Here is a 25,230-nt window from a genome sequence, read left to right on the forward strand (position 1 = left end):
GTAAGTTCACGTTTTTTTATGTAATTATTACTTTCTCCCTTAAAGAGTCCACGCAATCTGTGCGATAATGCGCCACATCATCTTTGCTCTGAGGGTTTAACCCACTAGTAAGAGCATAACAACTTACCTCATGATAAACGGAAGAATACTTTGTTAACGACGGCCAACATCACCATGCAATTTGGTGCAAAACCTCTTTTTGAAAATGTCTCTGTTAAGTTTGGAGAAGGCAAGCGCTATGGTCTTATTGGCGCAAATGGGTGTGGTAAATCTACCTTTATGAAAATCCTCGGTGGCGACTTAGAGCCAAGCTCAGGGAATGTTTCTAAAGATCCAAACGAGCGCCTAGGTAAATTGAAACAGGACCAATTCGCTTACGAAGAGTATTCCGTTATTGATACAGTAATCATGGGGCATACTGAACTTTGGGCGATTAGAGCTGAAAAAGATGCAATTTATGCCAATCCAGAAATGACCGAAGCTGACGGTCTGCGCGCTGGTGATCTGGAAGCAGAGTTTGCAGAAATGGATGGCTACACAGCTGACGCTCGTGCAGGCGAACTTCTGCTCGGTGTCGGAATTGCAACAGAACAACATTACGGATTAATGAGCGAAGTAGCTCCAGGTTTGAAATTACGAGTATTGCTTGCACAGGCGCTGTTTTCAGACCCAGAAATATTACTTCTCGATGAGCCTACCAACAACTTGGATATCAATACCATTCGTTGGTTAGAAGGCGTATTAGTCGACCGTAATTGCACTATGATCATCATTTCCCATGACCGTCACTTTCTAAATTCGGTGTGTACTAACATGGCGGATTTGGATTACGGTGAATTACGTTTATTCTCTGGTAATTATGATGAGTACATGACCGCGTCAACTCAAGCTCGTGAGCGCTTATTGTCTGATAACGCTAAGAAAAAAGCACAAATTAATGAACTTAAATCGTTTGTAAGCCGATTTTCTGCTAACGCATCAAAATCTAAACAAGCCACATCTCGTGCCAAGCAAATTGATAAAATCCAGCTTGAAGATGTAAAACCGTCTAGCCGTCAAAATCCATTCATTCGCTTCGAGCAAGAGAAAAAATTGCACCGCATGGCGGTTCAAATTGAGAATGTTGCAAAATCCTATGATGAGCAGTTATTTAGCGGCTTAAATATGATGGTGGAAGTAGGCGAGCGTATTGCGGTTATCGGTCCAAACGGTATTGGTAAAACCACACTGCTTAAATGTTTAGTAGGGGATACTGAGTTAACCAAAGGTACTGTTAAGTGGTCTGAAAATGCCAACATAGGCTACTATGCCCAAGACCATCACCTTGATTTTGAAAACGATGTTGATCTGATCGAATGGATGGCACAATGGGGTCAAGAGGGCGACGACGAACAAATTATTCGTGGCACCTTGGGTCGTTTACTGTTCTCTCAAAATGATATCAAAAAATCGGTTAAAGTACTGTCTGGTGGTGAGCAAGGTCGTATGTTGTTTGGCAAGATGATGCTTCAAAAACCAAACGTTTTGGTGATGGATGAGCCAACAAACCACATGGACATGGAATCGATTGAGTCTTTGAATTTAGCGCTTGATAACTATCCGGGTACATTGATTTTCGTCAGCCATGACCGTGAGTTTGTTTCTTCTTTGGCGACTCGTATTGTTGAAGTAACAAGTGAAGGCATTGTTGATTTCCACGGAACATACGACGAATATCTGGCTAAGCAAGAATCTTAAGCTAACGCCTTTGTTCTGTTATAAAAAAGGAAGACTTATTGGTCTTCCTTTTTTTGTTCGTAAACAATAATTATTTTTTGCGTCTATCGATATAGCCATCAGGTTCTTGGTATTCAAGTACCTCAACCTTGTCATCAAGGTGTATTCTTCCGGTATTCAACGCAACCATATTAATGCCAAAAGTAATGCCTTTATTGTCTAGAAGGCGAAATTTACCTAAGGTTTTTAATGGTTCACCTTTTGGAAGGCGCTCAGCTGTCGTTGGGTTTAATGTCGTAAAGATGCAGCGAATACAAGGCTTTACGCTCTCGAATTCTACCTCACCAATTTTGATCCGTTTCCAACTGTCTTCTTCGAATGGCTTATTTCCATTAATAACAAGGTTAGGGCGAAACTGTGCCATTTCAATATACTCAGGGCAGGTTCGATTTAGCTCGAGTAAAGACGCTTGTGTGGTTAGCAAGAATGGGTAGCCATCAGCAAAGGCAACAGGCACCTCTGGTCTACGGTTAGTATAGCGTTCTGACTTATCACCAAAATAGATTAATTTAACGGTTTCTCCCACTATTTTACTAAACCAAGTATCCGCCTCTTCCAAAACACGCTGTCCGTTTACCGTATTTTCCCAAACAACAACGTCTTCATATTTGTCTGAGAATGTAGCAGGATCCAAAGTAAGGTTACTTGACATACCTGAGTGAGAGAGTTGCCATACACCACTTTCAGCGGCTTCAGCCACAACCAGTATTAATATAGGGTGTGTTCGAGCCGTCATACATTCACCGTCAGAGTTTACTAACATATACCGGCGATCACCCCATAGACCTGCTTTGTCAACTTGGCTAGTCTCTAATGAAATACCTTTAATAGATTTTATAGGGTATATCACGAGTTCACTAAGGGAGTACGACATGAAAGTTCCTCTTTAATATGAAGTTTCATTATTGCTCAGTAAGACATTCATTCCAATAAAAAAGCCTCAGAATATTATATCCGAGGCTTTCTAATTGTTATTTATAACGCTAATAAATTACAAGTAATAGGAGGCCAAAGGCGGGAAGCCATTAAACTCTACCGCGCTGTATGTTGTCGTGTAAGCGCCAGTAGATAACCAGTACATACGATCACCAATTGCCAAGTTTAGTGGCAAGCCATATTTATAGTTTTCATACATAATGTCGGCACTATCGCACGTTGGTCCAGCAATAATTACTTCTTCTAACTCGCCGCCTTTGTCTACATGGATCGGGTATTTGATTGACTCGTCTAATGTTTCAATTAGGCCAGAGAATTTACCAACATCCGTGTAAACCCAACGGTTCAATGCGGTATGAGATTTACGTGAAATCAACACTACTTCACTGACCAAAACGCCGGCATTAGAAATCAAAGAACGACCTGGCTCAAGAATGACGCGAGGTAAGTCTGTACCAAAATCTTCTTCTAAAAAGCGTGTGATTTCTTCAGCGTAAGTAGAAAGTTCATTCGTACGTGTAATATAGTTAGCAGGGAAACCACCGCCCATATTGATCATTTGAAGCTCAATATTGTCTTCTTCTTTAAGGCGTTCAAAAATCACTTTGACACTAGCGATTGCCGCGTCCCATGCACCAATATCGCGTTGCTGTGAACCCACGTGAAACGAAATGCCATAAGGAATTAGGTCAAGTTCTTTTGCTAATACAAGCAAATCCATAGCCATGTCAGGACGGCAACCGAATTTACGAGAAAGAGGCCAATCTGCTGTAACAGTCCCTTCCGTTAAAATGCGTACATAAACCCGTGACCCTGGTGCTGCTTTCGCAATGTTGCGTAAATCTGCTTCAGAATCAGAAGCGAACATACGGACGCCTTTTTCGTAGAAATAACGAACATCTTTTGCTTTTTTGATCGTGTTGCCATAACTCACACGATCAGGAGAAACACCGCCAATGGCAAGCAATTTATCCAACTCGTAACGTGACGCCACATCAAAATTTGAACCACGATCACGAAGGAGCGTTAGTATTTCTGGTGCTGGGTTGGCTTTGATTGCATAAAAGATATCAGCAACAGGAAAGCCTTTTGTTAGCTCAGTATAGGCTTCGTCGATGATATCGGTATCGATAACAACAAAAGGGGTTTCTTTGTCTTCTGCAAAGGCTTTGAAGCGAGCGAAACGCTCTGGTGTGTAGAAAGAATTAACGTCAATAGACATAAGTTAAGAGCTCCTTAAAGGTACAAACATAAACCGATTATAAGTAAACGCCTTTACCTTCTCCCGTCCTACTTGTGGCTGTTACTTATCCGGCCTTAAGGCCTTAAGCGACTAGCGCAGCAGTTGAAGCGGTGCGGATTATGTTCAGCAATGACGCGGGCGCAATTTAAAACCAAGAGGGCTTTGCGTCAAGTGTTTTTTAACGTTTAATGCAAAAAAAAGAGACTGTTTACAGTCTCTTTTTTTCAGTCCTTTTTTTACATTATTTATTGGCTATTCGTGTCTGAATATAATGCAACCCACTGCCTAATATTAGGGCTGACACAAAATAAAAGCCTTCGCCTGGATTGTTAATCAACGCGGTAAGGCCAGGGCCAGGGCAGTAACCACTTAATCCCCAACCTATCCCAAATAACGAGGAACCTACAACCAATTTTGAATCGATATGACGCAAGTTCGGAACTTGCCACGTTCCGCCCAACAGTGGTTTTAAGCTTTTGTTTTTTATTGCATAGCCAATCATGCCGACGGCAATAGCGCTTGCCATTACAATAAGAAGGGAAGGATTCCAATCACCAAAAACATCTAAAAAACCGATAACAACGGCGGGGTTTGTCATTTCGGAAAATGCTAAACCTAACCCAAATAATAAGCCAGAAACGAGCGTGATAAATGCATACATAATCATTCTCCTAATGTAAGACAGAAACAGTAATGATGGCAGTCAGCATGAAGACGAGAGTTGCCGTAATAGAACGCGGCGATAATCGAGAAATACCACAGACACCATGCCCACTAGTACACCCACCTCCAAGCCTTGTGCCGTAACCAACTAGCAAGCCAGAAATAATCAACAGTAGTGGGCTTCTGCTTTCAGGAAAAGCGACAGTTTGTTCTGTCAATATGCCATAGGCGCTGCCGCCAATAATTAGACCGGTAATAAATAGAAAAGGTAGGAATCGCTCTTTATTGAAGAGAAGTTGTGACAGAATGCCACTGATGCCAATCACTTTTCCTAGGCTAAGAAGGTAGAATGTTGCCGTTGCACCTATTAATAGGCCACCGACTAGGGGGTTAAAGATAGTGTCCATGATTGAGTTCCTCTAATTAATATTAGATTATTCTAATGTAAATTCATAAGGATTGTCTAATATAATTTTCAAAAACACATTGCTGGCGTTATCAATTCATCAGTGTAGAGAGAATTAATGAAGTGTAATGACATTAATGTTACGACTACTTGCATAGTCTTTACCGAATGAGTGGCTGATAACCCATCGTTCACAAGGTATTCTGACTACTGCACAATGGAGATTTAAATGATTAATCTATGGCTAGGCGCCTCAGCCAGTGATGCTCAATATGTTTTCCTCCTACCAAATAAACCTATTTTACCTGATGATGTTGATGAGGTTTTTTTGGCCAAGCCAGACAGTCCAGTGCTGATTGAACTCAATGGTAATCACTGGCGTAAGATATTGACTATAATTGCAAAGCTCATTGTGCAAAATTATCCGGCTTGGCGAGAGTGTCGCGATGTGAATGTATTCAATCAGGTTGGAATTGCATTCTCAGTAGATCAACTGAATGACTACAAAGGCATTTTGTTTGTGGTTGGAAATACGTTTCGAGATCAGCTTCCTGTATCAAAATCAGCAGAGGAAGCTGGTGTAAAACATCGTGCTTATGTGTCGTATCCGTATATATGGTGTCCGTATTTAGATTACCGTCAATTCCCTAATATTTTAATAGAAACTCTTCGTGAGTATATTTTGGAGAAAAAATGCTTAACGCTTTAAAAAGCCTATTCACTATCCCAGTAGAGCAGGGTGAAGAAATATCCTACCAAAAAGCGGTTGCTGCGCTGCTTATGGAAGTTATGTTGGCTGACCATGAAGTAGATGAAAAAGAAGAAGAGGAAATTAAGCTCTTCCTTCGAGAGATCAGCGATTTAGGTGACGATATAGACGTTCTTTACGCCGAAGCACGATCCGGAGTGGACCAAGCGAATGACCTATATCAATTCACTAAAGTCATTAATGATATTGCCACCTTAGAGCAGAAAGCATTGCTGTTAAGAGGCTTATGGCGTGTGGCATTAGCCGACGGTGATATTGATGCGCATGAAGACCATCGTATAAGAAGAATCAGTGAGTTATTACTTATGCCTCATTCCGAATTTATCCAAGCAAAACTCTTCGTGCAGAATGAGCTAAACACTCAATAGTGAATTAAAGTTACTTTTAAATAAAAAAACGCGGCAAAAGCCGCGTTTTTTATGACTGGTCTGACTCTATTTTCTAATTTGATAGAAAATAGACTTAGCCTGCGAAGTTTGCTGCCGCAAATTCCCAGTTAGCTAGTGCCCAGAAACCTTTAAGGTAATCAGGACGAACATTACGGTAATCAATGTAGTAAGCGTGTTCCCAAAGATCCACTGTAATAACGGCAGTTTGGCCACTTGTCATTGGCGTCCCTGCATTACTTGTGTTTACGATCTCTACTGAACCGTCTGTGTTCTTAACTAACCAAGTCCAGCTAGAACCGAAGTTGTTAACCGCTTTGTCATTGAATGCGGTTTGGAATTCTGCGAAAGAGCCCCATTTTGCATTAATGGCATCTGCTAGCGCGCCAGTTGGTTCGCCGCCGCCATTAGGGCTTAAGCTATTCCAAAAGAACGTATGGTTCCAGATTTGAGCTGCGTTATTGAAAACAGGGCCAGCAGGAGCAGATGTAATGATCTCTTCAAGCGTTTTATTTTCGTATTCAGATCCAGGAACCAAGCCATTTAATTTAACAACATACGTGTTGTGATGCTTGCCATAATGATATTCAAGCGTTTCAACAGACATGTGAGGCTCTAGTGCGTCTTTAGCATAAGGAAGAGCGGGTAATTCAAAAGACATTTCAATTCTCCTTGCTTTTAATTAACGAAAAATGCTTGTTATCAAGCAGTTAATGGTGGTTATATAGTAGCACTGAACAACGTAAGATAATATTCTTTAGGATTGTTCTAGAACGATTTTCCATAACTTTTGTTAATAGCGACTATATAAGATTTCCATGCGAAGAGACGATGATGTTGAGATCCCAAGCCTGACTCTGGATCAAGATGAAGTCAGCGATAGAAGACCTAATGCAGCAATACCAAAAGGTCGACCACACCCTTCACCAGCAAGACCTGCTCATGCTCCGAGCGTTGTCCATAAAAGAACAAGTTTGGCTGGTATCTATGTTTTGCTTTTATTAATACTGTCGGCATCCGCTGGCGCTGGCTATTGGTTATGGCAACAAAACATGCAGCTTCGTAATGAACTTTACGGAGCAAAAAGTGAGATTCAAAATTTAGACCATCAATTACTTGCTGCTGATGTGTCTGCCAATGAACAAGGTGTGACTTTAGAAGAAACACTTAAAAATCACGAAAGCGAAATCCGCAAACTGTGGGGCGTTGCTTACGATACAAACAGAAAATCCATTACCAGCAACAACACTTCTATAGATGAGTTGGAAAAAAAGCTTTCTTCAATGCGTAATACCATGTCAACTCAATCTAAACGCATAGCCATTCAAGCTGAAACCTTTAATGAGATTGAGGCGGGTTATAATAAGCTTGTTCCTGCGGTTGCATTGATCGATGAAACGGTAAAGGTGATTAGTACTAAGCAAGAAAGCAATACAAAGCAACTGCAATCGTTTGAGAAGTTGCTAGCGGTTCAAAAAGGCCAAAATGAAGCACAGACCTTGAGCCTAGAGCAGGTTTCACAGGATTTATCGGCACTTCAGAAAAAGATAAAGACGCTTGAAAAGCAAACTCTAGACACAAATTCTTCTGATGTATCTACTATTCAACAAACATTGGTAAAACATCAAGACGCTATTAATTCTAGTGATGAATTTAGAATGCAAGTAAACGGTGAAATCATTCGCCTACGTAAGCAAATAAACCAACTAATGTTAGAGCAGCAATTTAACTCGCAATAACGAGGTTGAAACTAAAAAAAGGCCGATTGATTCGGCCTTTTTTTGTATCTAATAAAAAAGAGCGTTTATCCTATCTTTTGCTTTTCTATACAGACTCTAGCTATGTAGGTTTTTAAATATGCATATGCCACTAAAATCTAAAGAGCGTAGTTCTTATAACTTAAAGGCATGCTATAGTTTATGAAAATGCTGAAGCCTTACAACAGAGATGGGAAATTATGACAGAGGCAAGATTAACTCACTTAAAACAGTTAGAAGCGGAAAGTATTCACATCATTCGTGAAGTCGCTGCCGAATTTGACAATCCAGTAATGCTTTATTCTATTGGTAAAGACTCAGCGGTTATGCTGCATCTTGCCATGAAAGCCTTCTATCCTGGGAAGCCGCCTTTTCCGCTTATGCATGTGGATACTGGCTGGAAGTTTAAAGAGATGATTAGCTTTCGTGACGAGTTAGTTGCCAAGCTGGGTTTAGAACTTATTGTCCATCAAAACCAAGAAGGGATTGATCAAGGCATTGGTCCATTTACTCATGGCAGTTCAAAACATACTGATGTAATGAAAACCCAGGGCTTAAAGCAGGCATTAGATAAGTATGGTTTTGATGCTGCATTTGGTGGTGCTCGTCGTGACGAAGAGAAATCTCGTGCCAAAGAACGTGTATATTCTTTCCGTGATAAGCAACACCGTTGGGACCCTAAAAATCAGCGCCCTGAGCTATGGAATATCTACAATGGTAAAGTAAATAAAGGCGAAAGCATTCGTGTTTTCCCATTATCAAACTGGACTGAGTTAGATATTTGGCAATATATTTACTTAGAAAGCATCCCAATTGTTCCTCTTTACTTCTCTGCAAAGCGTCCTGTTGTTGAGCGTGATGGTACGTTAATCATGGTTGATGATGAGCGCATGCCACTAAACGGCGAAGTCCCTGAAATGAAGTCGGTTCGCTTCCGTACTCTTGGTTGTTACCCGCTAACGGGAGCAGTCGAGTCTGAAGCTGCGTCCTTGCCTGAAATCATTCAGGAAATGCTGCTCACAACAAGCTCGGAGCGCCAAGGGCGAATGATTGACCATGATTCTTCGGGATCAATGGAAGAGAAAAAGAAACAAGGCTATTTCTAAGTTTGGAGTAAATAATGTCTCATCAATCAGAATTGATCAGCCAAGATATCCTCGGCTATCTGAAGCAACATGAAGAAAAAGATCTACTGCGTCTCCTAACTTGTGGCAACGTAGATGATGGTAAAAGCACACTAATTGGTCGTTTGCTACATGACTCAAAGTTGATCTATGAAGATCACTTAGATGCCGTTAAGCGTGACAGTAAAAAATCTGGTACACAAGGCGAAGAAATTGATTTGGCTCTGCTTGTAGATGGCCTTCAAGCTGAGCGAGAGCAGGGCATTACTATTGATGTGGCCTACCGTTATTTCTCCACTGAAAAACGTAAGTTCATCATTGCCGATACCCCTGGGCATGAACAATACACACGTAACATGGCAACCGGCGCCTCTACCTGTGACCTTGCGATTATTTTGATTGATGCCCGTTACGGCGTGCAAACACAAACGCGTCGTCATTCCTACATAGCGGCGTTACTTGGCATCAAGCATGTGGTGGTGGCAATAAATAAAATGGATTTGGTTGATTTTTCTGAGCAAAAATACAATGAAATTCAAACCGACTATCTAGCTTTTGCAGATCAGCTTGGTGATCGTAAACCACAAGATATTCAGTTTGTTCCTTTGTCTGCTTTGCGCGGCGATAACGTCGTTAACGTTTCTGAAAGTATGCCTTGGTACACAGGCTTACCTTTGATGGCGATCCTGGAAACCGTTCAGATTAATCGTGACGTGAAACGAGATTCATTCAGACTTCCTGTTCAGTACGTTAACCGTCCGAACCTAGATTTCCGTGGTTTCTCTGGCACCATTGTAGCGGGTGCTGTTAAGCCAGGTGATGAAATCATCGCCTTGCCTTCTGGTAAAAAATCAAAAGTTGCTAAAATAGTGACTTATGATGGCAACCTTGAATCTGCTAAAGCTGGTCAAGCGGTTACCATTACACTAGAAGATGAAATCGATATCAGTCGTGGTGATATGCTTTCACACCCTGATCAAGAGCCGCTGATTGCCTCAACACTTCGAGCTTCCGTTGTTTGGATGGCAGACCAACCATTGGTTCCGGGCAAGTTGTATGATTTCAAGCTTGGTACTCAAACGGTTCCAGGTAAAGTACATCATTTTAATCATCGCATTGATGTAAATACCCTTGAGCAGAGTGATATCGATTCCCTTGAATTAAACGGTATTGGTGATTGCGTTATTCAATTTGATGCACCTGTCGCGTTTGATGAATATCAAAACAGCCGTTTAACTGGTGCACTAGTCATTATTGATCGATTGACCAATGTCACCGTTGGTGCAGGCATGGTAGAAGAAGCAGTTGCTGAACTAGACAGTGACTCAATAGTCAGTGCAGAAGATCGTGCAGCACGCCTCGGCCAAAAGCCGGCCGTCATTGCATTATCTTCTGATGTTTTAGCGAAAGCCGATGCACTAGAAAGAATGTTATTGCGTCAAGGTATTGTGGTGTTGGTGAAAGCGGATGCAACAGATCAAGAAGCCAAATTACTTCGTCAAACAGGTGTTACATTTTTAGTGTCCGATGCGTCTATTGCTGACTCTGAAATTGTTGAAACAGTGCTTGATGATGTGGTTGATCTGATTATCGAAAGCGTTCGCTTATAATATAGGTTCAATGTTCTATAGCATAAAAAAACCAGCTCGTGAGGCTGGTTTTTTTTATGCTATAAATTCTATCGGTTTACTGTTTATTCTTCAGCATCGTTACGCTTTTCAATTTTATGCTCATCTTCGTTAATGCCAAGCTTCCAGTAACTGGAAATATAGAGGTTCTCTTTGCTGATGTTTTTTTCTTTTTTAAAGAAATCACGTAACGCTTTCATGCTATTGAACTCACAGGCAGTCCAAACAGAAGTGCTCCCATTAAGCCAGTTAAGAGACTTTACTTCGTTTAACAGGGCATTCGAATCTACTCCTGGACGAGGATTTATGACCCATTTTATTTCTATATTTTCAGGGTGCTTTAATTCTTGTATATCTTCTTCAGAAACCACTTCTATCACGGCATAGCCTTTAGCGGTATCTGGTAGCTCACCTAAATTAACGCTGATGGCAGGCAATGCAGTCATGTCGCCAACTAAAAGTTGCCAATCGGCTGATAGGTTAATTAGTTTTTTAGGGCCTGGGCCACCTATTACAATGGTGTCACCAGCCTGTGTGCCTTTCGCCCATGTTGAAGCAGGGCCGCCATCTTCATGAAGCATGAAATCAATGTCGATTTCATCGACTCGGTGGTGACGAATTGTGTACGTTCGCATTAATGGTCTTTCAGTGCCATTAGGAAAAATCAATTTTACATAACTGCTTTCTTGATCTTCTGGTAATGCCTTTACATTTTCTCCACCCAGCGTTAGACGAAGCATATGCGGTGTTACGAGCTCTTTTTTGATAACAATAAATTCTTTAGGTTGTGGTCTGCTCATTGTTTGTCCTTAATTCTTTTTAAAAAAATTAATCACTTAGATTATTGATCATAATGTCGGCAATAACGGTAAAGCCTTGCACTTGCTCATCAGTAAGGCCTAATGACATTTTGCTTTTCATCTCTTGGTCGATTTCATGAATGGCATTCATTATTTCCTCGCCCAGTTGCGTAAGTAGAAGTGTCTGGCTACGGTGATTGCTTGGATGTGGTTTTTTATCTATGTAGCCTTCACTAAACAATTCTTTGATAATTCTAGTAACTTGAGATTTATCCAAACGTAAACGATGCGATATGTCCGTCGCGCTACAATCTGGTATTTTCTTAATGCACTTCAGTGACCGAATGTGCGTAACTGGCAAATCAATTCCAGACTGATTTACAGCCTGCTTGATTGAGCTTCTGTATGTCGAAATAAGCGTATGGAGCACCTCGCTAATGTTGTCACTCATGAAGTCACACCTTATTGAGAATGAGTATCACTATATTTATCTCTATTGACATTGTCAACTCAGAAAATTTATGTAATTTTAAAGTCTACTTTTTTGCTTATTTTGACTGACTTCTATTTCTATTAGCCTGTAGGCAGTTAAAATGGTTGCCGTTTAAATCCAACCAGATCGGCACAGTATGAATAAAAAAGAAATTCATGATGCAATAACCAAAGCGCTTTTAAATCGATTTAAAACAGCGGAGCTTGCTGCAAAACAAGCTCATCAAGCAGCGACTGGGGACGAAAGTGTTGCTGAGAATAAATATGATACATTTGGCTTGGAAGCCTCTTATTTGGCTCATGGTCAATCTCAACGCGTCATTGAATGCGAGCAGGATTGGCTTTTATTTAGTAAGAAAGCTCTTCATTTACACCGCATTGATCACCCTGTTACTTTATGGACGCTTGTTGAGCTAGAAGCTTTGAACTCGACACTTTCTGAAAAAAAATATTTTTTTATTTCGCCTTGTGCAGGAGGGCTTAGTGTTGAGGTGAGTGAAAAATCCATTTTTTCAGTGACCGCCTCCAGTCCAGTAGGGAAGGCGTTGATAGGGAAAATGGTGGACGACGAAGTATGTCTAACTAAAAACGGTCATCAAGTGGCTTATGAAATAACCTCTATACAATAAACCCTAGCTTGTAGCGGACAAATTTGGCTCAGACCCTAGAGAGTCCGTCTTTGTTCGCATATAATGCTTTGCCTTAAAATATTCGGTTATTCTGTCTGGTGTTCAACTTCCAGTAATATTTTATATGCTGACCGACAGAAAATACTCCAAGAACACACAGCTCTCTTACCGAGACAGTAATAGGAAAGAAATTATGCGCAGCCATTATTGCGGCGAGTTAAATGCTTCAAACATTTCACAAGAAATTACCTTATGCGGTTGGGTTCATCGTCGTCGTGACCACGGTGGCGTAATTTTCCTAGACATCCGAGATCGTGAAGGTATCACTCAGGTTGTATTTGATCCAGATCGTGCTGAAAGCTTTGCTATTGCAGACAGTGTGCGTAACGAATTTGTCGTTAAAATGAAAGGCCTTGTTCGCGCTCGCCCTGAAGGCACAACCAATGCAAACATGCGCACTGGTGAGATTGAAGTGCTTGGTACTGACCTTGAGATTTTGAATGCCGCACAAACACCACCTTTTCAACTTGATGAACACCAGTCAGTTGGAGAAGATGTTCGTTTAAAGCATCGTTTTATCGATTTACGCCGTCCAGAAGTCCAAGCTAAAATGCGCTTCCGTTCAAAGGTAACGTCTGTATTACGTCGTTACCTAGATGATAATGGCTTTTTAGATATCGAAACGCCTATTTTGACGCGTGCAACGCCAGAAGGCGCTCGTGATTATTTGGTACCGAGCCGTACTCAACAAGGCAGTTTCTTTGCCTTACCTCAATCACCTCAGTTGTTCAAACAGTTGTTGATGGTTTCCGGGTTTGATCGTTACTATCAAATTGCTAAATGTTTCCGTGATGAAGATTTGCGTGCAGATCGTCAACCAGAATTCACGCAAGTGGATATCGAAACGTCTTTCATGTCTGAAGAACAAATCATGGGTATGACAGAAGACATGATTGTTGGTTTGTTTAAGGAGTTGATGGATGTTAATTTGGGTACTTTCCCTCGCATGCCTTATTCTGAAGCAATGGAGACCTACGGCAGCGATAAGCCTGATTTGCGTATTCCATTGACAATTGTGACTGTGTCCGACTTGATGGCCGATGTAGACTTTAAAGTTTTTTCTGGCCCAGCCACAGACCCTAAGGGTCGTGTAGCGGCGCTTAAAGTACCCGGTGGTAATGCATTAACTCGCAAACAAATTGATGAATACACTAAGTTTGTCGGCATCTACGGTGCTAAAGGCTTGGCTTATATCAAAGTAAACGACAAGTCCAACCTAGAAGAGGGTTTGCAATCACCGATTGTGAAATTTTTGCCGGTTGCAGTTCGTGAAGAATTGCTTACTCGCCTTGATGCTCAAGACGGCGATTTGATTTTCTTCGGCTCCGATTCTGAAAAAGTGGTTAATGAAGCTCTTGGTGCGCTACGTTGCAAACTTGGTGAAGATATGAATCTTTACACATGTAAATGGGCACCTCTTTGGGTTGTCGATTTCCCTATGTTTGAAGAAACATCTGACGGCGGCATTACAGCCATTCACCACCCATTTACCGCGCCTTCTTGTTCATCAGAAGACCTTAAAGCAAATCCTTTGAGTGCTCTTTCTCAGGCATATGACATGGTGTTGAATGGTACTGAGTTAGGTGGCGGTTCGATCCGTATTCACCAGTCGTCAATGCAAGAAACCGTATTTGAATTATTGAATATCAGCAAAGAAGAGCAGCAAGAAAAATTTGGTTTCTTATTGGATGCATTGAAGTTTGGTGCGCCACCACATGGCGGTTTAGCATTCGGCCTTGATCGTCTGGTTATGTTGATGACAGGCTCTAGCTCTATCCGTGACGTAATTGCTTTTCCGAAAACGCAAAGCGCAACGTGCTTGTTAACTCAAGCGCCAGGTGAGGTGAGCGAAAAACAACTTAAAGAATTAAACATTCGTGTTAGAAAACCAGTAGTTGAATCATAAGAAGCAGTGTTTAAACTTATTTTAAAACAGTAAGTTATGTTACAAAATTGAAAGAAAATCGTAAAAGGCCGCTTATTAGCGGCCTTTTTTATAGATTACCATTGCATACTTGTTAAAGGGCTGTTGAAATATACAGTAATTATAAAGGGCACAGAAGAATCATGGTTACGACCAGAATTTTAGCGATTGACCCAGGCTCTCGAATTACGGGTTTTGGGATTATTGATGTATCAAATGGCAAGTCCATTTATGTCAACAGTGGCTGCATTCGATTACCAGATGAGGCGCTGTCCGTCAGGCTTAAACATATCTTCAATAACGTTTCCGCTTTACTTAATGAATATGAGCCAAATGAGTTTGCTATCGAGGAAGTATTTTTAGCCAAAAATGCGAATTCTGCTTTAAAGCTTGGTCAAGCAAGAGGCGCGGCTATTGTAGCGGCTTCTCTTCAAGAACTTTTTGTCCATGAATACGCGGCCAGACGAGTCAAACAATCTGTTGTTGGGAATGGTAACGCAGATAAAACACAAGTTCAGACAATGGTACAATTGTTATTAAATTTATCCGCTAAACCTCAAGCAGATGCGGCAGATGCTTTAGCGATTGCTTTGTGTCATGCTAATACTCGAACCTCCGGCGGGCTAGAATATGGTGTCGGTAAGCGAGCAGGGCGCTCATCTAAGCGCTGGACAGAACAAGATGTAAGGAAAGCGTTGTGATCGGACGAATTGTCGGCACCTTGGTAGAAAAAACACCACCTGAACTATTGGTTGATGTGGCTGGTATAGGGTATGAAATTAGCGCATCGATGACGACTATTTATGATTTGCCTCAAGTTGGCGGTCAGGTAACACTTTTTACCCATTTTTTAGTAAAAGAAGATTCCCATACTCTTTATGGTTTCATTGATAAAAATGAACGCGCTTTATTTCGTGTTTTAATTAAGGTGAACGGTATTGGACCTAAAATGGCATTGGCTATTTTATCCAGTATGTCTTCCGAAGAACTTATTACTAATGTCCAAGAATCAGACGTAGACGCGCTTACACGGATTCCAGGGGTCGGTAAGAAGACTGCTGAGCGTCTTATTATTGAATTGCGAGATAAGCTTGGGCAAGCTGCAAAAAATGATTTGTTTTCTACGCCAACTGTATTGCGTCAAATACAAGCAGACCCTAGGCAAGAGGCTGAAGCCGCCCTCATATCTCTTGGTTACAAACCGCAAGAAGCCGCCAAGGCGATTGCTGGCATACCAATGGATTCAGCCAATAGTGAAGACATCATTAAGGCCGCTTTGAAAGGAATGCTAAGGAAATAAAGCATGATTGAACAGGATCGTATTATTTCTGCTGAACTTAAAGGTAATGATCGGCAAGTGGATCGAGCAATACGGCCACAGGCACTGGCTGAATACATAGGCCAACCCGTTGTTAGAGAGCAGATGGAAATTTTCATTGAGGCGGCTAGACAGCGAAATGAGCCATTGGATCATACTTTAATCTTCGGCCCTCCAGGATTGGGTAAGACAACACTTGCTCATATCATAGGCAACGAAATGGGTGCGGATGTGAAAACAACCTCAGGCCCTGTATTGGAAAGGGCTGGCGACCTTGCGGCTCTACTAACAAATCTAAATGAAGGCGATATCCTTTTTATCGATGAGATACACAGATTAAGCCCAGCTATTGAAGAGGTGCTTTATCCCGCAATGGAAGATTACCAACTCGACATTATGATTGGTGAAGGCCCGGCAGCGAGATCGATAAAAATTGAACTACCGCCATTTACACTTGTCGGAGCAACCACGCGAGCGGGATTATTAACCTCGCCACTGCGTGATCGTTTTGGCATTGTTCAGCGATTAGAATTCTATGACGTTGCATCATTGACTACTATTGTGGCTCGCTCTGCAGGGAAAATGGGCATGGTACTTGATAACCCAGGTTGTTTTGAAGTCGCAAGAAGATCGCGAGGAACACCCAGAATAGCGAATAGGTTGCTTCGACGCGTGAGAGACGTAGCTCAAGTACGAGGTGAGGCGCTTGTAGGACAAGCCGTTGCTCGAAGTGCATTGGATATGTTAAGTGTAGATAGTCAAGGATTTGATCATTTAGATAGACGTATGTTATTGACTATGATAGAAAAGTTCGACGGAAGACCGGTTGGACTGGATAGCGTTTCTGCTGCGCTAGGTGAAGACAAAGATACGATCGAAGATGTCATTGAGCCATTTTTGATTCAGCAGGGTTTTATAATCAGGACACCAAGAGGTCGTCAGGTTACAAAACGTGCATATGAACATTTTAATTATCAACTACCTTCAGATTTTAAATAGAGGTTACTAATGTCAATTTGGGGTCTTATCGCCAGTGCTAGTTTTGTTGTTCAACTTGTTATGTTGATATTACTAGCTGCTTCCATTTTTTCATGGATTGCAATATTTCAGAGAATTCGAGTTTTAAAAGAAGCGAAAAAAGTTCGTGCTGCATTTGAGGAGAGCTTTTGGTCCGGTATCGATCTTAGTCAGCTGTATCGTAAGCTGACGCAAGAAGGTCGAAAAGTTGAAGGTATGGAGAATATTTTCACCTCGGGAATCAAAGAGTTCACTCGATTGAGACAGAGTCAAAATGTCGATCCTGATGCCATTATGGATGGAGTACAGAGAGCAATGCGAGTAGCACTGTACCGAGAAGAGGAAAAACTGGACCAACATCTTCCGTTCTTAGCGACTGTCGGTTCAACGAGCCCTTATATAGGTTTGTTTGGTACCGTTTGGGGAATCATGCATTCATTTATTGGGCTAGCCGAAGTGCAGCAAGCAACACTAGCTGCCGTTGCACCTGGTATTGCCGAAGCGCTTATAGCGACAGCGATAGGGCTAGCAGCCGCCATTCCCGCGGTTATAGCGTACAACCGTTTTTCTTCGACCGCTGAATCTCTGGGTTCAAGCTATGAAAACTTCGCTGATGAATTCACTAGTATCTTACACCGCAAGGTACATGTCAGAGAGGGAGGCGCTGTATAGTGGCTCGCCCGAGAAGAAGAAATAAACGTCGCCCGATGGCTGAAATAAATGTCGTCCCTTACATTGACGTAATGCTGGTGTTGCTGGTTATTTTTATGATAACTGCCCCTATGCTTACTCAAGGTGTTGACGTGGAGCTCCCTAATGCCAGCGCGTCTCCAATACAAGACAGTGAAAACGACGTAATGATTGCCTCGGTAGATTCAAGAGGTAAGTTCTATTTGGATGTCGGCGGCAAGCAGGAATCAATAGCATTAGCGCAACTACAAGATAGAGTCAGAAAGGTATTGAGCCAAAATCCGAAGACGTCTGTATTGGTCAGAGGTGATAGAAATGTGCCTTATGGCGATGTCATTGGATTGATGGTTGCTTTACAAGGCGCAGGGGTTCCTAACGTAGGGCTAGTGACAGAACCGGATAAAAATTAATGAAGTGGTTGCGCAGTGAAAATTACAGCATTCCAATCTTGCTAGCAGTGGGTTTGCACCTTAGTATCATTGTCGCTGGCGTGGTTGTTATTGATTTTAGTGATAATGCCCCTCAGCAACCTAAAAGGCCACACATTGTCAATGCAACGGTTATTGATATCTCTCAAACAATAATTGGTAAGCAAGAATCTGAAGAAAAGGCTGCTAAACAACAACAGGCGGCTTTATCTGAAAAAAATAGAAAAGAAGCTGAACAAAATCAAAAGAAAGAAACAGAACGCAAAGCCTTAGAAGACAAGCAAAAAAAAGTCGCTCAAGCTAAGCAGATAAAAGAAAAAGCAGCCGAAGCACTGCAGAAATCCAACGAAAAAAAACGTGATGCGGAGCAAAAGCGCATTACACAAGAAACTGAGAAAAAACGATTGGAGCAAGTGGCAGACAAAAAGCGTTTAGCAAAAGAGGCCGAGGTAAAAGAGCAACTGAGTAAAGAGCTGATCCGTAAAGCGGAAGCTGAGCGTGTCGCGATAGAAGAACGCAAACGTCAGGAAGAAGCAGCAAGATTAGCGGAACAGAAAAAAGCGGAAGAAGAGGCTGCACAAGCGGCGGCTGAAGAAGCGAAAAAACGTGCTGCCGAAGAAGCTCAAATGGTGCAGTCTATTAGTAGTTTGATTAATAATAGAGTGACATCAGCATGGATTCGTCCACCCAATGCACGCAATAATATGATCGCACAGTTACGTATTTATTTCTTACCGAACGGTGAGGTTATGAATGCTCAAGTTACTAAAAGTAGTGGTGATGCTTTGTTTGATCAAAGGGCTGTTGATGCAGTCTATAAGGTAAGACGAATTGAAGAGTTGGCAACAGTTGACTCTTATATATTTGAAAGAAATTTTCGTCAGATAGATTTAATTTTTAACCCGCAAGATTTGAGAAATTAATGATGTTTAAAAAATGGTTGAGTGTTATTTTCACTTGCTTGATATTTTTAAGTTCAGCTAAAGCTCAATTAGTCATTGAAATAACGAGTGGCGCTGACCAGTTGCTTCCTATTGCCGTGGTACCTTTTGGGTATGAGGGCTTTGAAGCGCTACCTGAAGATATAGCACAAATTGTAGAAAGTGATTTGGCGAGAAGTGGCTTGTTTCAGCCGGTACCGCGGTCTAATATGTTAAGCATGCCATCAAAAGAAGCGGATGTTTTTTATAGAGATTGGCGCCTTTTAAAAAGCGATTATGTTGTCATCGGCAGTGTTAAAAAGTTGCCCAATAATCAATATCGCATTGGCTTTGAGTTGTTAAATGTTTTAAGTCAAAAACCCGTTCAAAAACACAGCTCTATTGATGTTAGTTCAAGAAATTTTAGGGATGCCGCTCACTACATTAGCGACAAAGTTTACGAGCTGTTGACAGGAACAAGAGGAGCATTCAGCACAAGAATATTATATGTTACTGCTGAAGGCGATAAAAAAGCCCCTTTGTTTAAATTGCAAGTTGCTGATGCTGACGGACATAGACCTCAGGTCGTGGTGGAATCTAAAGAGCCTATTTTATCTCCATCATGGAGTGGAGACGGACGAAATATCGCGTACGTAATGTTTAGAAACCGTCGCCCGAATATTTTCATTCAAGAACTAGCAACCGGCAAGCGTCAGCAGATTGCGCAATTCAGAGGGTTGAATGGTGCACCAGCATGGTCGCCAGATGGTACAAAATTAGCATTGGTGTTGTCTAAAGATAATAACCCAGAAATTTATACTTTAAACATTGCGACTCAAAAACTTGAGCGCATGACAAATCATTATGCTATTGATACCGAACCAAGCTGGGAGCCAGATGGTAAGGGAATTGTATTCACATCTGATCGTGGCGGAAATCCGCAAATATATCGGTTGGATGTAAGCAGTAAGCGTGTTGAGAGGGTTACTTTTGAAGGTGATCTAAATACCAGAGCAAGAATGACGCCTGATGGCCGATATCTTGTGACGGTTCAAAAGAACGATGGCAATTATCATGTTGCGTTACAGGATATGAAAACAGGCAGAGTTCAAGTTCTCACAGAGACTTACTTAGACGAATCGCCAAGCATTGCGCCAAATGGTAGCATGGTGATGTATGCCACAACCTATCAAGGAAAGGGTATCTTAGCGGTAGTATCCGTTGATGGGCTTGTAAAATATAGGTTACCATCGGCAGAGGGTGATGTACGTGAACCATCTTGGTCCCCGTATTTCAAATAAAAGACATTGAGGAGTGAATAATGAGTGTAAATAAACTAGGTAAGATTGCTGTAATTGGATTGTCTGCAGCTTGGATTGTAGGTTGTAGTACAACAGCGACGGATACTGATTCTTCAACTGTTGCTGAAGATGCTAATTCAACAGAGCAAGCAACTGAAGATTCTGATCAAGCATTTGGTGCTGGTGAAGAAGGTGCTTTAACAAGCGTTATTGTAGATGACGCAGCAGCAACTGAAAAAGCTAGCATGGACTCTTTAGCAGGCGTGCAAACTGTATTTTACTTTGATTTTGATAAATCAATTGTACGTCCAGAGTCTCGTGAAGCTCTAGCGAAACATGCTGAGCATCTTGTATCGAATCCTGATGCGCGTATCGTATTAGAAGGTCATGCTGATGAACGTGGTACTCGTGAATACAACATGGCTCTTGGTGAGCGTCGAGCTAAGGCAATCAGCCGTTATTTGACTATCCAAGGCGTAGCCGCATCTCAAATTGAAACAGTAAGCTTTGGTGAAGAAGTTCCTGTAGCCTTTGGTCATGATAGCAACGCTTGGCAGTTAAACCGTCGAGTAGAAGTTCGTTACGAATAATGATCTATAAAGACGTGAAAATTCGCTCTTTTGCAATGGCGCTGTGTTTTACAGCGCCATTTGCATTAGCCGAGATTCAGCAAGTAAGCAGCGGCCTTTCACCAAATGCTGCTGCGGACTTACTTTTCCAATTGGATACACTTCAGCAAGAGGTTCAAAGCCTTCGAGGTCAATTAGAAGAGCAAGGTCATGAATTAAGGTTAATGAAGCAAAGCCAAAGAGACCGTTATATTGATCTCGATAAACGCATATCTTTGCTTATGTCGGCCTCTTTAAGTGAACCAAAATACATATCTGCCCCAACACCAAAGACAGAGCAACCCATCATTCAGACTCCAGCCAAAAAGGTGAATGCATTAATCGCCTCACCATTGGCTCCTGTCAATTTACAGCCACCAACAGAGCAATCTCAGCAATCTTATAATGATGCTTATAATTTAATTCGTCAGAGGAAATTTGACGAAGCTGAAGTAGCATTTACTAAGTTTGTTAATGATTTTCCAAACAACTCATTAACTGGTAATGGTTATTATTGGTTAGGGGAAGTGAAGTTGGTTCAAGGGAAATCCAGAGAAGCAATAGAAGCATTTTCTACTGTTCTCCAGAATTTTCCAGGGCATAGTAAAGAACAAGACTCCTTGTATAAGTTAGGAACTGTTAGCGATCAACTTGGCGACACAGTCAAGGCGAAATCTTATTTACAAGATGTCATTAGGCGCTTTCCCGACAGTAAAGCCGCTAAGCTATCTGCTGGGTATTTAAGTAAAATTAAATAGCTTGTATTTCTCAACGGGTTCTGTAATATACGCAACCCGTTGGGTCGTTAGCTCAGTTGGTAGAGCAGTTGACTTTTAATCAATTGGTCACTGGTTCGAATCCAGTACGACCCACCAACGTATTTTATTCCTTTTGTGATTTTTGGGTCGTTAGCTCAGTTGGTAGAGCAGTTGACTTTTAATCAATTGGTCACTGGTTCGAATCCAGTACGACCCACCAAAAAACACTCATTCCGCTCCCAGTTTCTTAAGGGGTAATGATATGTCCGAACTTTTCAATAAAGCAGCACTTCGAGATACTGTTCAAAAGTATCTATCGGAAGCTGAAAAAAGCCTTGAAATAAAGTCTATCGACAATGAAGAAATTCGTACTGAAATCAAATTTTTGCTGAAACAAAAAAATGCAGTTTTAGTAGCGCATTACTACACGGAAGATGCCATTCAAGAATTAGCCGAAGAAACAGGGGGGGTAATCGCTGACTCCTTGGAAATGGCTCGTTTTGGGGCAAACCATGATGCCGAAACTTTAGTGGTTGCAGGTGTTAAATTCATGGGCGAAACCGCAAAAATATTGAGCCCAGAAAAAACCATTCTAATGCCAACCCTAGAAGCTACATGTTCATTAGACATCGGTTGTCCGATTGATGAGTTTTCTGCTTTTTGTGATCAATACCCTGAGAGAAAAGTGGTTGTGTATGCAAACACTTCTGCGGCCGTCAAAGCTCGCGCTGATTGGGTAGTTACATCCAGTATTGCGCTAGACGTTGTCGAACACCTTGTTGAGCAGGGCGAGAAGATCATTTGGGCACCGGATCAGCACCTAGGTGGTTATATTCAGCGAGAAACAGGTGCGGATATGATTCTTTGGGATGGGGCTTGCATTGTCCATGAAGAATTTAAAGCCAAAGGGATTTTAGACTTAAAAACTGTCTACCCTAATGCTGCTATTCTTGTTCATCCTGAATCGCCTGAGTCAGTGGTTGAGATTGCAGATGTTGTAGGTTCAACGTCGCAGTTACTGAATGCTACGAAGAATATGCCAAATGAAACGTTTATTGTAGCAACGGATAGGGGGATTTTTTACAAGATGAAACAGGCTTCCCCAAAAAAACGATTCATTGAGGCTCCAACGGCAGGCTCAGGTGCAAGTTGCAGGAGTTGTGCGCATTGCCCTTGGATGGCGCTAAACAGCCTAGAGATGCTGCGCAATGCGCTCAGGGACGGCTCTGGGGAAATTCATATCCCAGAAGAAACTAGATTGAAAGCACTCATTCCATTACAGCGAATGCTCAACTTTCAAAGATAATAATTAAAATTAAATTTAGGGACAACTAATTGCTTAGGGTCCCTAAATATTTCATTTCCAAATCAGAAAATGCAAGTTGTAATCGATCACATTCAAGACTCTTCTTGTTATACACCACTCTCAGTTCTTGGTAATCTTTACTTGATGCTACATTCATTAGTTTTTTCTTAAGCTCTGTGGTCTGCAGTGCTAAACCTTTGTTTCTTTCTCTTTGCTCTAGAAGAGGCTTAGATAAACTTGATGATGAACCCTTTCCATCAAGCATAAGAGTTTCGACCTTTTCTCTTAGGTGGTGATTTGTATCTTCTGCTGTTTCTAGTTCTTGTGCCAATAAAGTGACGCAAGTTTCAGATTCCTGTAATAATCGCTCAAGCATTTTAGTGTCCTTGTCTTGCTCTATAAGGCTATCCGTGGACATATTTTCAAGTGCTGAATTCAAATCATCACGAAGAGATACCAGAGTCTCTTTCTTATTTGCGCTGAGAGTTTGAAGATTTCCTATTGCTGTTTCATTGCTTTGAAGCAGCTGTCTTTCCATTTCAGCCAGCGTCGCATCTTTTGCACTAATGTCCTGCCTTAATGACGAAATAGATAAGCTGGATGTCTCAAGTTCACTATCAAGCTGCAAAATTAAGCTTTGAGACTCTTCCGACATGCGCTCCATTTTGGCAATAGCCACTCTTTGAGCCTCAACAGCACCTTCTGAATTATTATTTTTATTCGCTTTGTCTATTTGAATTTTAAGCTGATCAATAACCATTTTCTGGCGTTCGGATAAATTACTTAAGCTTGATATTTGTTTAAATGAGGCGCTACGAACTTGTTTATCTTGCTTTTGAGCTGTTGGAGCCTGCAAGTTAAATTCAGCAAAATCTCCAGCACTTTCTGCTTGAGTTTTTTCTAAGTGTTTGATTTTTTTTGTCAACTCAAAAACTTCTATCTCTAAACGTTTATGCTCAAGCTTTTTAATTTCCAGTTGCTTAATGCGTTTTTTCGCTCGATCAATATTTTTACGTAAATCTTCATTAAGTGAAAATTGGCTTTTTGATAAAGACTCCTTCGTTATTAGCAGCTCTGTTGTTTGGTAAAATTCTGCCTCCATTTCTTCTAAGTTTCGATTCAGCTCATCAGTGCTAGTGTTTTGTAGCTTTGGAGCAGACAAAGCATTGAGCAAGTCTGATAAAAACTTATTTAAAATTGGCTTTGGATTTTCACTAGCTTGGTTAAGTAAAATTGCTCTTTCTGCCTTAAGTACAGTCCCCCAAATTTTTAACCTATTTATTTCGTTTTGATTTACTTTTCCCGGAATAATAGAGGCTGCAGCGAAATTAATTTGTAAGTCTAAATAGTGTGCCAAGCCTTTATAGCTTTTGGGTTCGCTATCGATTCCGACGCCCTCAGCAGACCCTTCCTGTTGCTGAGCGTGAGCTTTATCCTCTTGGTTTTTTTTACGAAGAGAATGAGATAGCCATAAAAAAGTGAGATTGACCAATAAAAGAAAAGTACTTAACTCAAGTAGAGTCCAAACTAACCACTTAGACATAAAAAACTCCTAGACCCCGAGATAATGGATGCAATTTCCATTACCATTAAACCATAGAAAATCGTTATCTTAACCTGCAGCCCACCTTAATGTTAACGGAATAAATATTTTATGAGCAAAGAATTTATAACATTCATGCGTAATCGTGTATCTCAGTCGCTCTTGATTACGCCAGCACCGACTTCTGTTGAATGGACGTCTATTCTTAGTGCCGCAAGTCGTGCCCCGGATCATGGCAACCTTAAACCGTGGCGCTTTCGCATTTACGAAGGTGAAGGGCGCGCTAAGTTAGGTCAAGTTTATTGGCAACATGCCTTATCAGAAGTAAACTCAATTCCTGCAAATAAAGAAGAGGCTTTTATTAAAAAAGCATTTCGAGCACCTACGGTCCTATTAGTCTATGCGAACATACAAAAGCACCCTAAAGTACCAGAAATAGAACAAGTCATGGCCGTATCAGCCGCCACCCAACAAGTACTACTTGGTTTAAATGCTCTTGGTTATGGTGCTATCTGGCGTAGCGGTCCGGCGTGTTTTACTCAAAAAACCAAAGCGCTGCTTTCTTTAAAAGAAACTGACCAAATTGTTGGTCTTATTTATGTTGGCACACCAAAAGAAAAATCGTCATCGATTTCTGAGGTTGATTTAGAAAATCATTTAGAATGGGTAAGAGACTAATTCTTAAGCTTTATTTTGCAAAATAAGTTGCAATCTAAAGTCTTGATCTCTAAAATACGCGACACAAATT

General features: G+C 41.3%; 27 protein-coding genes and 2 tRNA genes. 21 read left to right on the forward strand and 8 right to left on the reverse strand.

Annotation, left to right across the window (positions count from 1 at the left end; genetic code table 11):
• Positions 1-150: 150 nt before the first annotated feature.
• Entirely contained in the window at positions 151-1,737 is a 1,587-nt protein-coding gene (locus tag MP3633_RS09535; protein ID WP_176335371.1) for an ABC-F family ATPase, read from the forward strand.
• 70 nt (positions 1,738-1,807) lie between these two features.
• On the opposite strand, the gene MP3633_RS09540 is transcribed toward MP3633_RS09535, so the two are convergent.
• The 4 genes from MP3633_RS09540 to MP3633_RS09555 all read right to left on the reverse strand — a co-directional run bounded on the left by MP3633_RS09540 (position 1,808) and on the right by MP3633_RS09555 (position 5,025).
• Positions 1,808-2,650 (reverse strand): MOSC domain-containing protein, encoded by an 843-nt coding sequence (locus MP3633_RS09540; protein ID WP_176335372.1) that lies wholly within the window; start codon positions 2,648-2,650, stop codon positions 1,808-1,810.
• Between the two features lie 117 nt (positions 2,651-2,767).
• Positions 2,768-3,934 (reverse strand): type III PLP-dependent enzyme, encoded by a 1,167-nt coding sequence (locus MP3633_RS09545; protein ID WP_112138729.1) that lies wholly within the window; start codon positions 3,932-3,934, stop codon positions 2,768-2,770.
• Positions 3,935-4,196: 262 nt separating this feature from the next.
• On the reverse strand, positions 4,197-4,616 hold the full coding sequence (locus MP3633_RS09550) for a DUF6691 family protein (protein WP_176335373.1): 420 nt from the start codon (positions 4,614-4,616) through the stop codon (positions 4,197-4,199).
• 10 nt (positions 4,617-4,626) lie between these two features.
• Entirely contained in the window at positions 4,627-5,025 is a 399-nt protein-coding gene (locus MP3633_RS09555) for a YeeE/YedE family protein (RefSeq protein ID WP_176335374.1), read from the reverse strand.
• A 228-nt stretch (positions 5,026-5,253) separates the two neighbouring features.
• On the opposite strand from MP3633_RS09555, the gene MP3633_RS09560 reads away from it, so the two are divergent.
• The gene (locus tag MP3633_RS09560; RefSeq protein WP_176335375.1) at positions 5,254-5,733 is read left to right on the forward strand and encodes a DUF6942 family protein; all 480 of its coding nucleotides are present in this window, start codon (positions 5,254-5,256) and stop codon (positions 5,731-5,733) included.
• A complete protein-coding gene (locus MP3633_RS09565) occupies positions 5,718-6,161 on the forward strand; it encodes a tellurite resistance TerB family protein (protein WP_112138721.1) in 444 nt (147 codons plus the stop codon). The genes MP3633_RS09560 and MP3633_RS09565 overlap by 16 nt, the downstream gene beginning before the upstream one ends.
• A 94-nt stretch (positions 6,162-6,255) precedes the next feature.
• Here the strand turns inward: MP3633_RS09565 and MP3633_RS09570 are convergent, their stop codons facing one another.
• On the reverse strand, positions 6,256-6,840 hold the full coding sequence (locus MP3633_RS09570; RefSeq protein ID WP_112138719.1) for a Fe-Mn family superoxide dismutase: 585 nt from the start codon (positions 6,838-6,840) through the stop codon (positions 6,256-6,258).
• A gap of 157 nt (positions 6,841-6,997) precedes the next feature.
• Here MP3633_RS09570 and MP3633_RS09575 point away from each other — a divergent pair, with 157 nt between their 5' ends.
• The 3 genes from MP3633_RS09575 to cysN all read left to right on the forward strand — a co-directional run bounded on the left by MP3633_RS09575 (position 6,998) and on the right by cysN (position 10,670).
• Positions 6,998-7,918, forward strand: coding sequence for a hypothetical protein (locus MP3633_RS09575; RefSeq protein ID WP_176335376.1), 921 nt, complete (start codon positions 6,998-7,000; stop codon positions 7,916-7,918).
• A gap of 218 nt (positions 7,919-8,136) precedes the next feature.
• Entirely contained in the window at positions 8,137-9,042 is a 906-nt protein-coding gene (gene cysD / locus MP3633_RS09580; RefSeq protein WP_112138715.1) for a sulfate adenylyltransferase subunit CysD, read from the forward strand.
• Between the two features lie 14 nt (positions 9,043-9,056).
• A complete protein-coding gene (gene cysN / locus MP3633_RS09585) occupies positions 9,057-10,670 on the forward strand; it encodes a sulfate adenylyltransferase subunit CysN (RefSeq protein ID WP_176335377.1) in 1,614 nt (537 codons plus the stop codon).
• Positions 10,671-10,753: 83 nt separating this feature from the next.
• Here the strand turns inward: cysN and MP3633_RS09590 are convergent, their stop codons facing one another.
• Together MP3633_RS09590 and MP3633_RS09595 are read right to left on the reverse strand one after the other, a co-directional pair.
• Positions 10,754-11,488 carry a siderophore-interacting protein gene (locus MP3633_RS09590; protein ID WP_176335378.1) on the reverse strand — a complete coding sequence of 245 codons (735 nt, stop codon included), beginning with the start codon at positions 11,486-11,488 and terminating at the stop codon, positions 10,754-10,756.
• A gap of 28 nt (positions 11,489-11,516) precedes the next feature.
• Positions 11,517-11,939, reverse strand: a complete 423-nt coding sequence (locus MP3633_RS09595; protein WP_176335379.1) for a MarR family winged helix-turn-helix transcriptional regulator — start codon at positions 11,937-11,939, stop codon at positions 11,517-11,519.
• A gap of 178 nt (positions 11,940-12,117) precedes the next feature.
• Here MP3633_RS09595 and MP3633_RS09600 point away from each other — a divergent pair, with 178 nt between their 5' ends.
• The 14 genes from MP3633_RS09600 to nadA all read left to right on the forward strand — a co-directional run bounded on the left by MP3633_RS09600 (position 12,118) and on the right by nadA (position 22,939).
• A complete protein-coding gene (locus MP3633_RS09600) occupies positions 12,118-12,609 on the forward strand; it encodes a GreA/GreB family elongation factor (protein ID WP_176335380.1) in 492 nt (163 codons plus the stop codon).
• A gap of 193 nt (positions 12,610-12,802) precedes the next feature.
• Positions 12,803-14,575 (forward strand): aspartate--tRNA ligase, encoded by a 1,773-nt coding sequence (gene aspS / locus MP3633_RS09605; RefSeq protein WP_176335381.1) that lies wholly within the window; start codon positions 12,803-12,805, stop codon positions 14,573-14,575.
• Between the two features lie 161 nt (positions 14,576-14,736).
• On the forward strand, positions 14,737-15,294 hold the full coding sequence (gene ruvC / locus MP3633_RS09610; RefSeq protein WP_176335382.1) for a crossover junction endodeoxyribonuclease RuvC: 558 nt from the start codon (positions 14,737-14,739) through the stop codon (positions 15,292-15,294).
• The gene (ruvA, locus tag MP3633_RS09615) at positions 15,291-15,893 is read left to right on the forward strand and encodes a Holliday junction branch migration protein RuvA (RefSeq protein WP_112138701.1); all 603 of its coding nucleotides are present in this window, start codon (positions 15,291-15,293) and stop codon (positions 15,891-15,893) included. The genes ruvC and ruvA overlap by 4 nt, the downstream gene beginning before the upstream one ends.
• Positions 15,894-15,896: 3 nt before the next feature.
• A complete protein-coding gene (ruvB, locus tag MP3633_RS09620; RefSeq protein WP_112138699.1) occupies positions 15,897-16,910 on the forward strand; it encodes a Holliday junction branch migration DNA helicase RuvB in 1,014 nt (337 codons plus the stop codon).
• 9 nt (positions 16,911-16,919) lie between these two features.
• A complete protein-coding gene (gene tolQ / locus MP3633_RS09625) occupies positions 16,920-17,600 on the forward strand; it encodes a protein TolQ (RefSeq protein ID WP_112138697.1) in 681 nt (226 codons plus the stop codon).
• Positions 17,600-18,028: a protein TolR gene (tolR, locus tag MP3633_RS09630; protein ID WP_176335383.1), complete on the forward strand. Its 429-nt coding sequence runs from the start codon at positions 17,600-17,602 to the stop codon at positions 18,026-18,028. Before tolQ ends, tolR begins: the two co-directional genes overlap by 1 nt.
• 80 nt (positions 18,029-18,108) lie before the next feature.
• The gene (locus MP3633_RS09635; RefSeq protein WP_244959570.1) at positions 18,109-18,969 is read left to right on the forward strand and encodes a TonB family protein; all 861 of its coding nucleotides are present in this window, start codon (positions 18,109-18,111) and stop codon (positions 18,967-18,969) included.
• Entirely contained in the window at positions 18,969-20,267 is a 1,299-nt protein-coding gene (gene tolB / locus MP3633_RS09640) for a Tol-Pal system beta propeller repeat protein TolB (protein WP_176335385.1), read from the forward strand. The genes MP3633_RS09635 and tolB overlap by 1 nt, the downstream gene beginning before the upstream one ends.
• Before the next feature lie 20 nt (positions 20,268-20,287).
• Positions 20,288-20,857 carry a peptidoglycan-associated lipoprotein Pal gene (gene pal, locus MP3633_RS09645; RefSeq protein WP_176335386.1) on the forward strand — a complete coding sequence of 190 codons (570 nt, stop codon included), beginning with the start codon at positions 20,288-20,290 and terminating at the stop codon, positions 20,855-20,857.
• A gap of 14 nt (positions 20,858-20,871) precedes the next feature.
• Positions 20,872-21,633, forward strand: coding sequence for a tol-pal system protein YbgF (ybgF, locus tag MP3633_RS09650; RefSeq protein ID WP_244959571.1), 762 nt, complete (start codon positions 20,872-20,874; stop codon positions 21,631-21,633).
• Positions 21,634-21,674: 41 nt separating this feature from the next.
• A tRNA-Lys gene (locus MP3633_RS09655) sits at positions 21,675-21,750 on the forward strand.
• 27 nt (positions 21,751-21,777) lie between these two features.
• A tRNA-Lys gene (locus MP3633_RS09660) sits at positions 21,778-21,853 on the forward strand.
• Positions 21,854-21,895: 42 nt separating this feature from the next.
• Entirely contained in the window at positions 21,896-22,939 is a 1,044-nt protein-coding gene (gene nadA / locus MP3633_RS09665; RefSeq protein ID WP_112138686.1) for a quinolinate synthase NadA, read from the forward strand.
• Positions 22,940-22,964: 25 nt separating this feature from the next.
• On the opposite strand, the gene MP3633_RS09670 is transcribed toward nadA, so the two are convergent.
• A complete protein-coding gene (locus tag MP3633_RS09670; protein WP_176335388.1) occupies positions 22,965-24,482 on the reverse strand; it encodes a coiled-coil domain-containing protein in 1,518 nt (505 codons plus the stop codon).
• A 111-nt stretch (positions 24,483-24,593) separates the two neighbouring features.
• Here MP3633_RS09670 and MP3633_RS09675 point away from each other — a divergent pair, with 111 nt between their 5' ends.
• Positions 24,594-25,160: a nitroreductase family protein gene (locus tag MP3633_RS09675; protein ID WP_176335389.1), complete on the forward strand. Its 567-nt coding sequence runs from the start codon at positions 24,594-24,596 to the stop codon at positions 25,158-25,160.
• The last annotated feature ends 70 nt before the right edge of the window (positions 25,161-25,230 follow it).

Origin of the sequence: Marinomonas primoryensis (genome assembly GCF_013372285.1) — a bacterium.
Classification (GTDB): Bacteria; Pseudomonadota; Gammaproteobacteria; order Pseudomonadales; family Marinomonadaceae; genus Marinomonas; species Marinomonas primoryensis.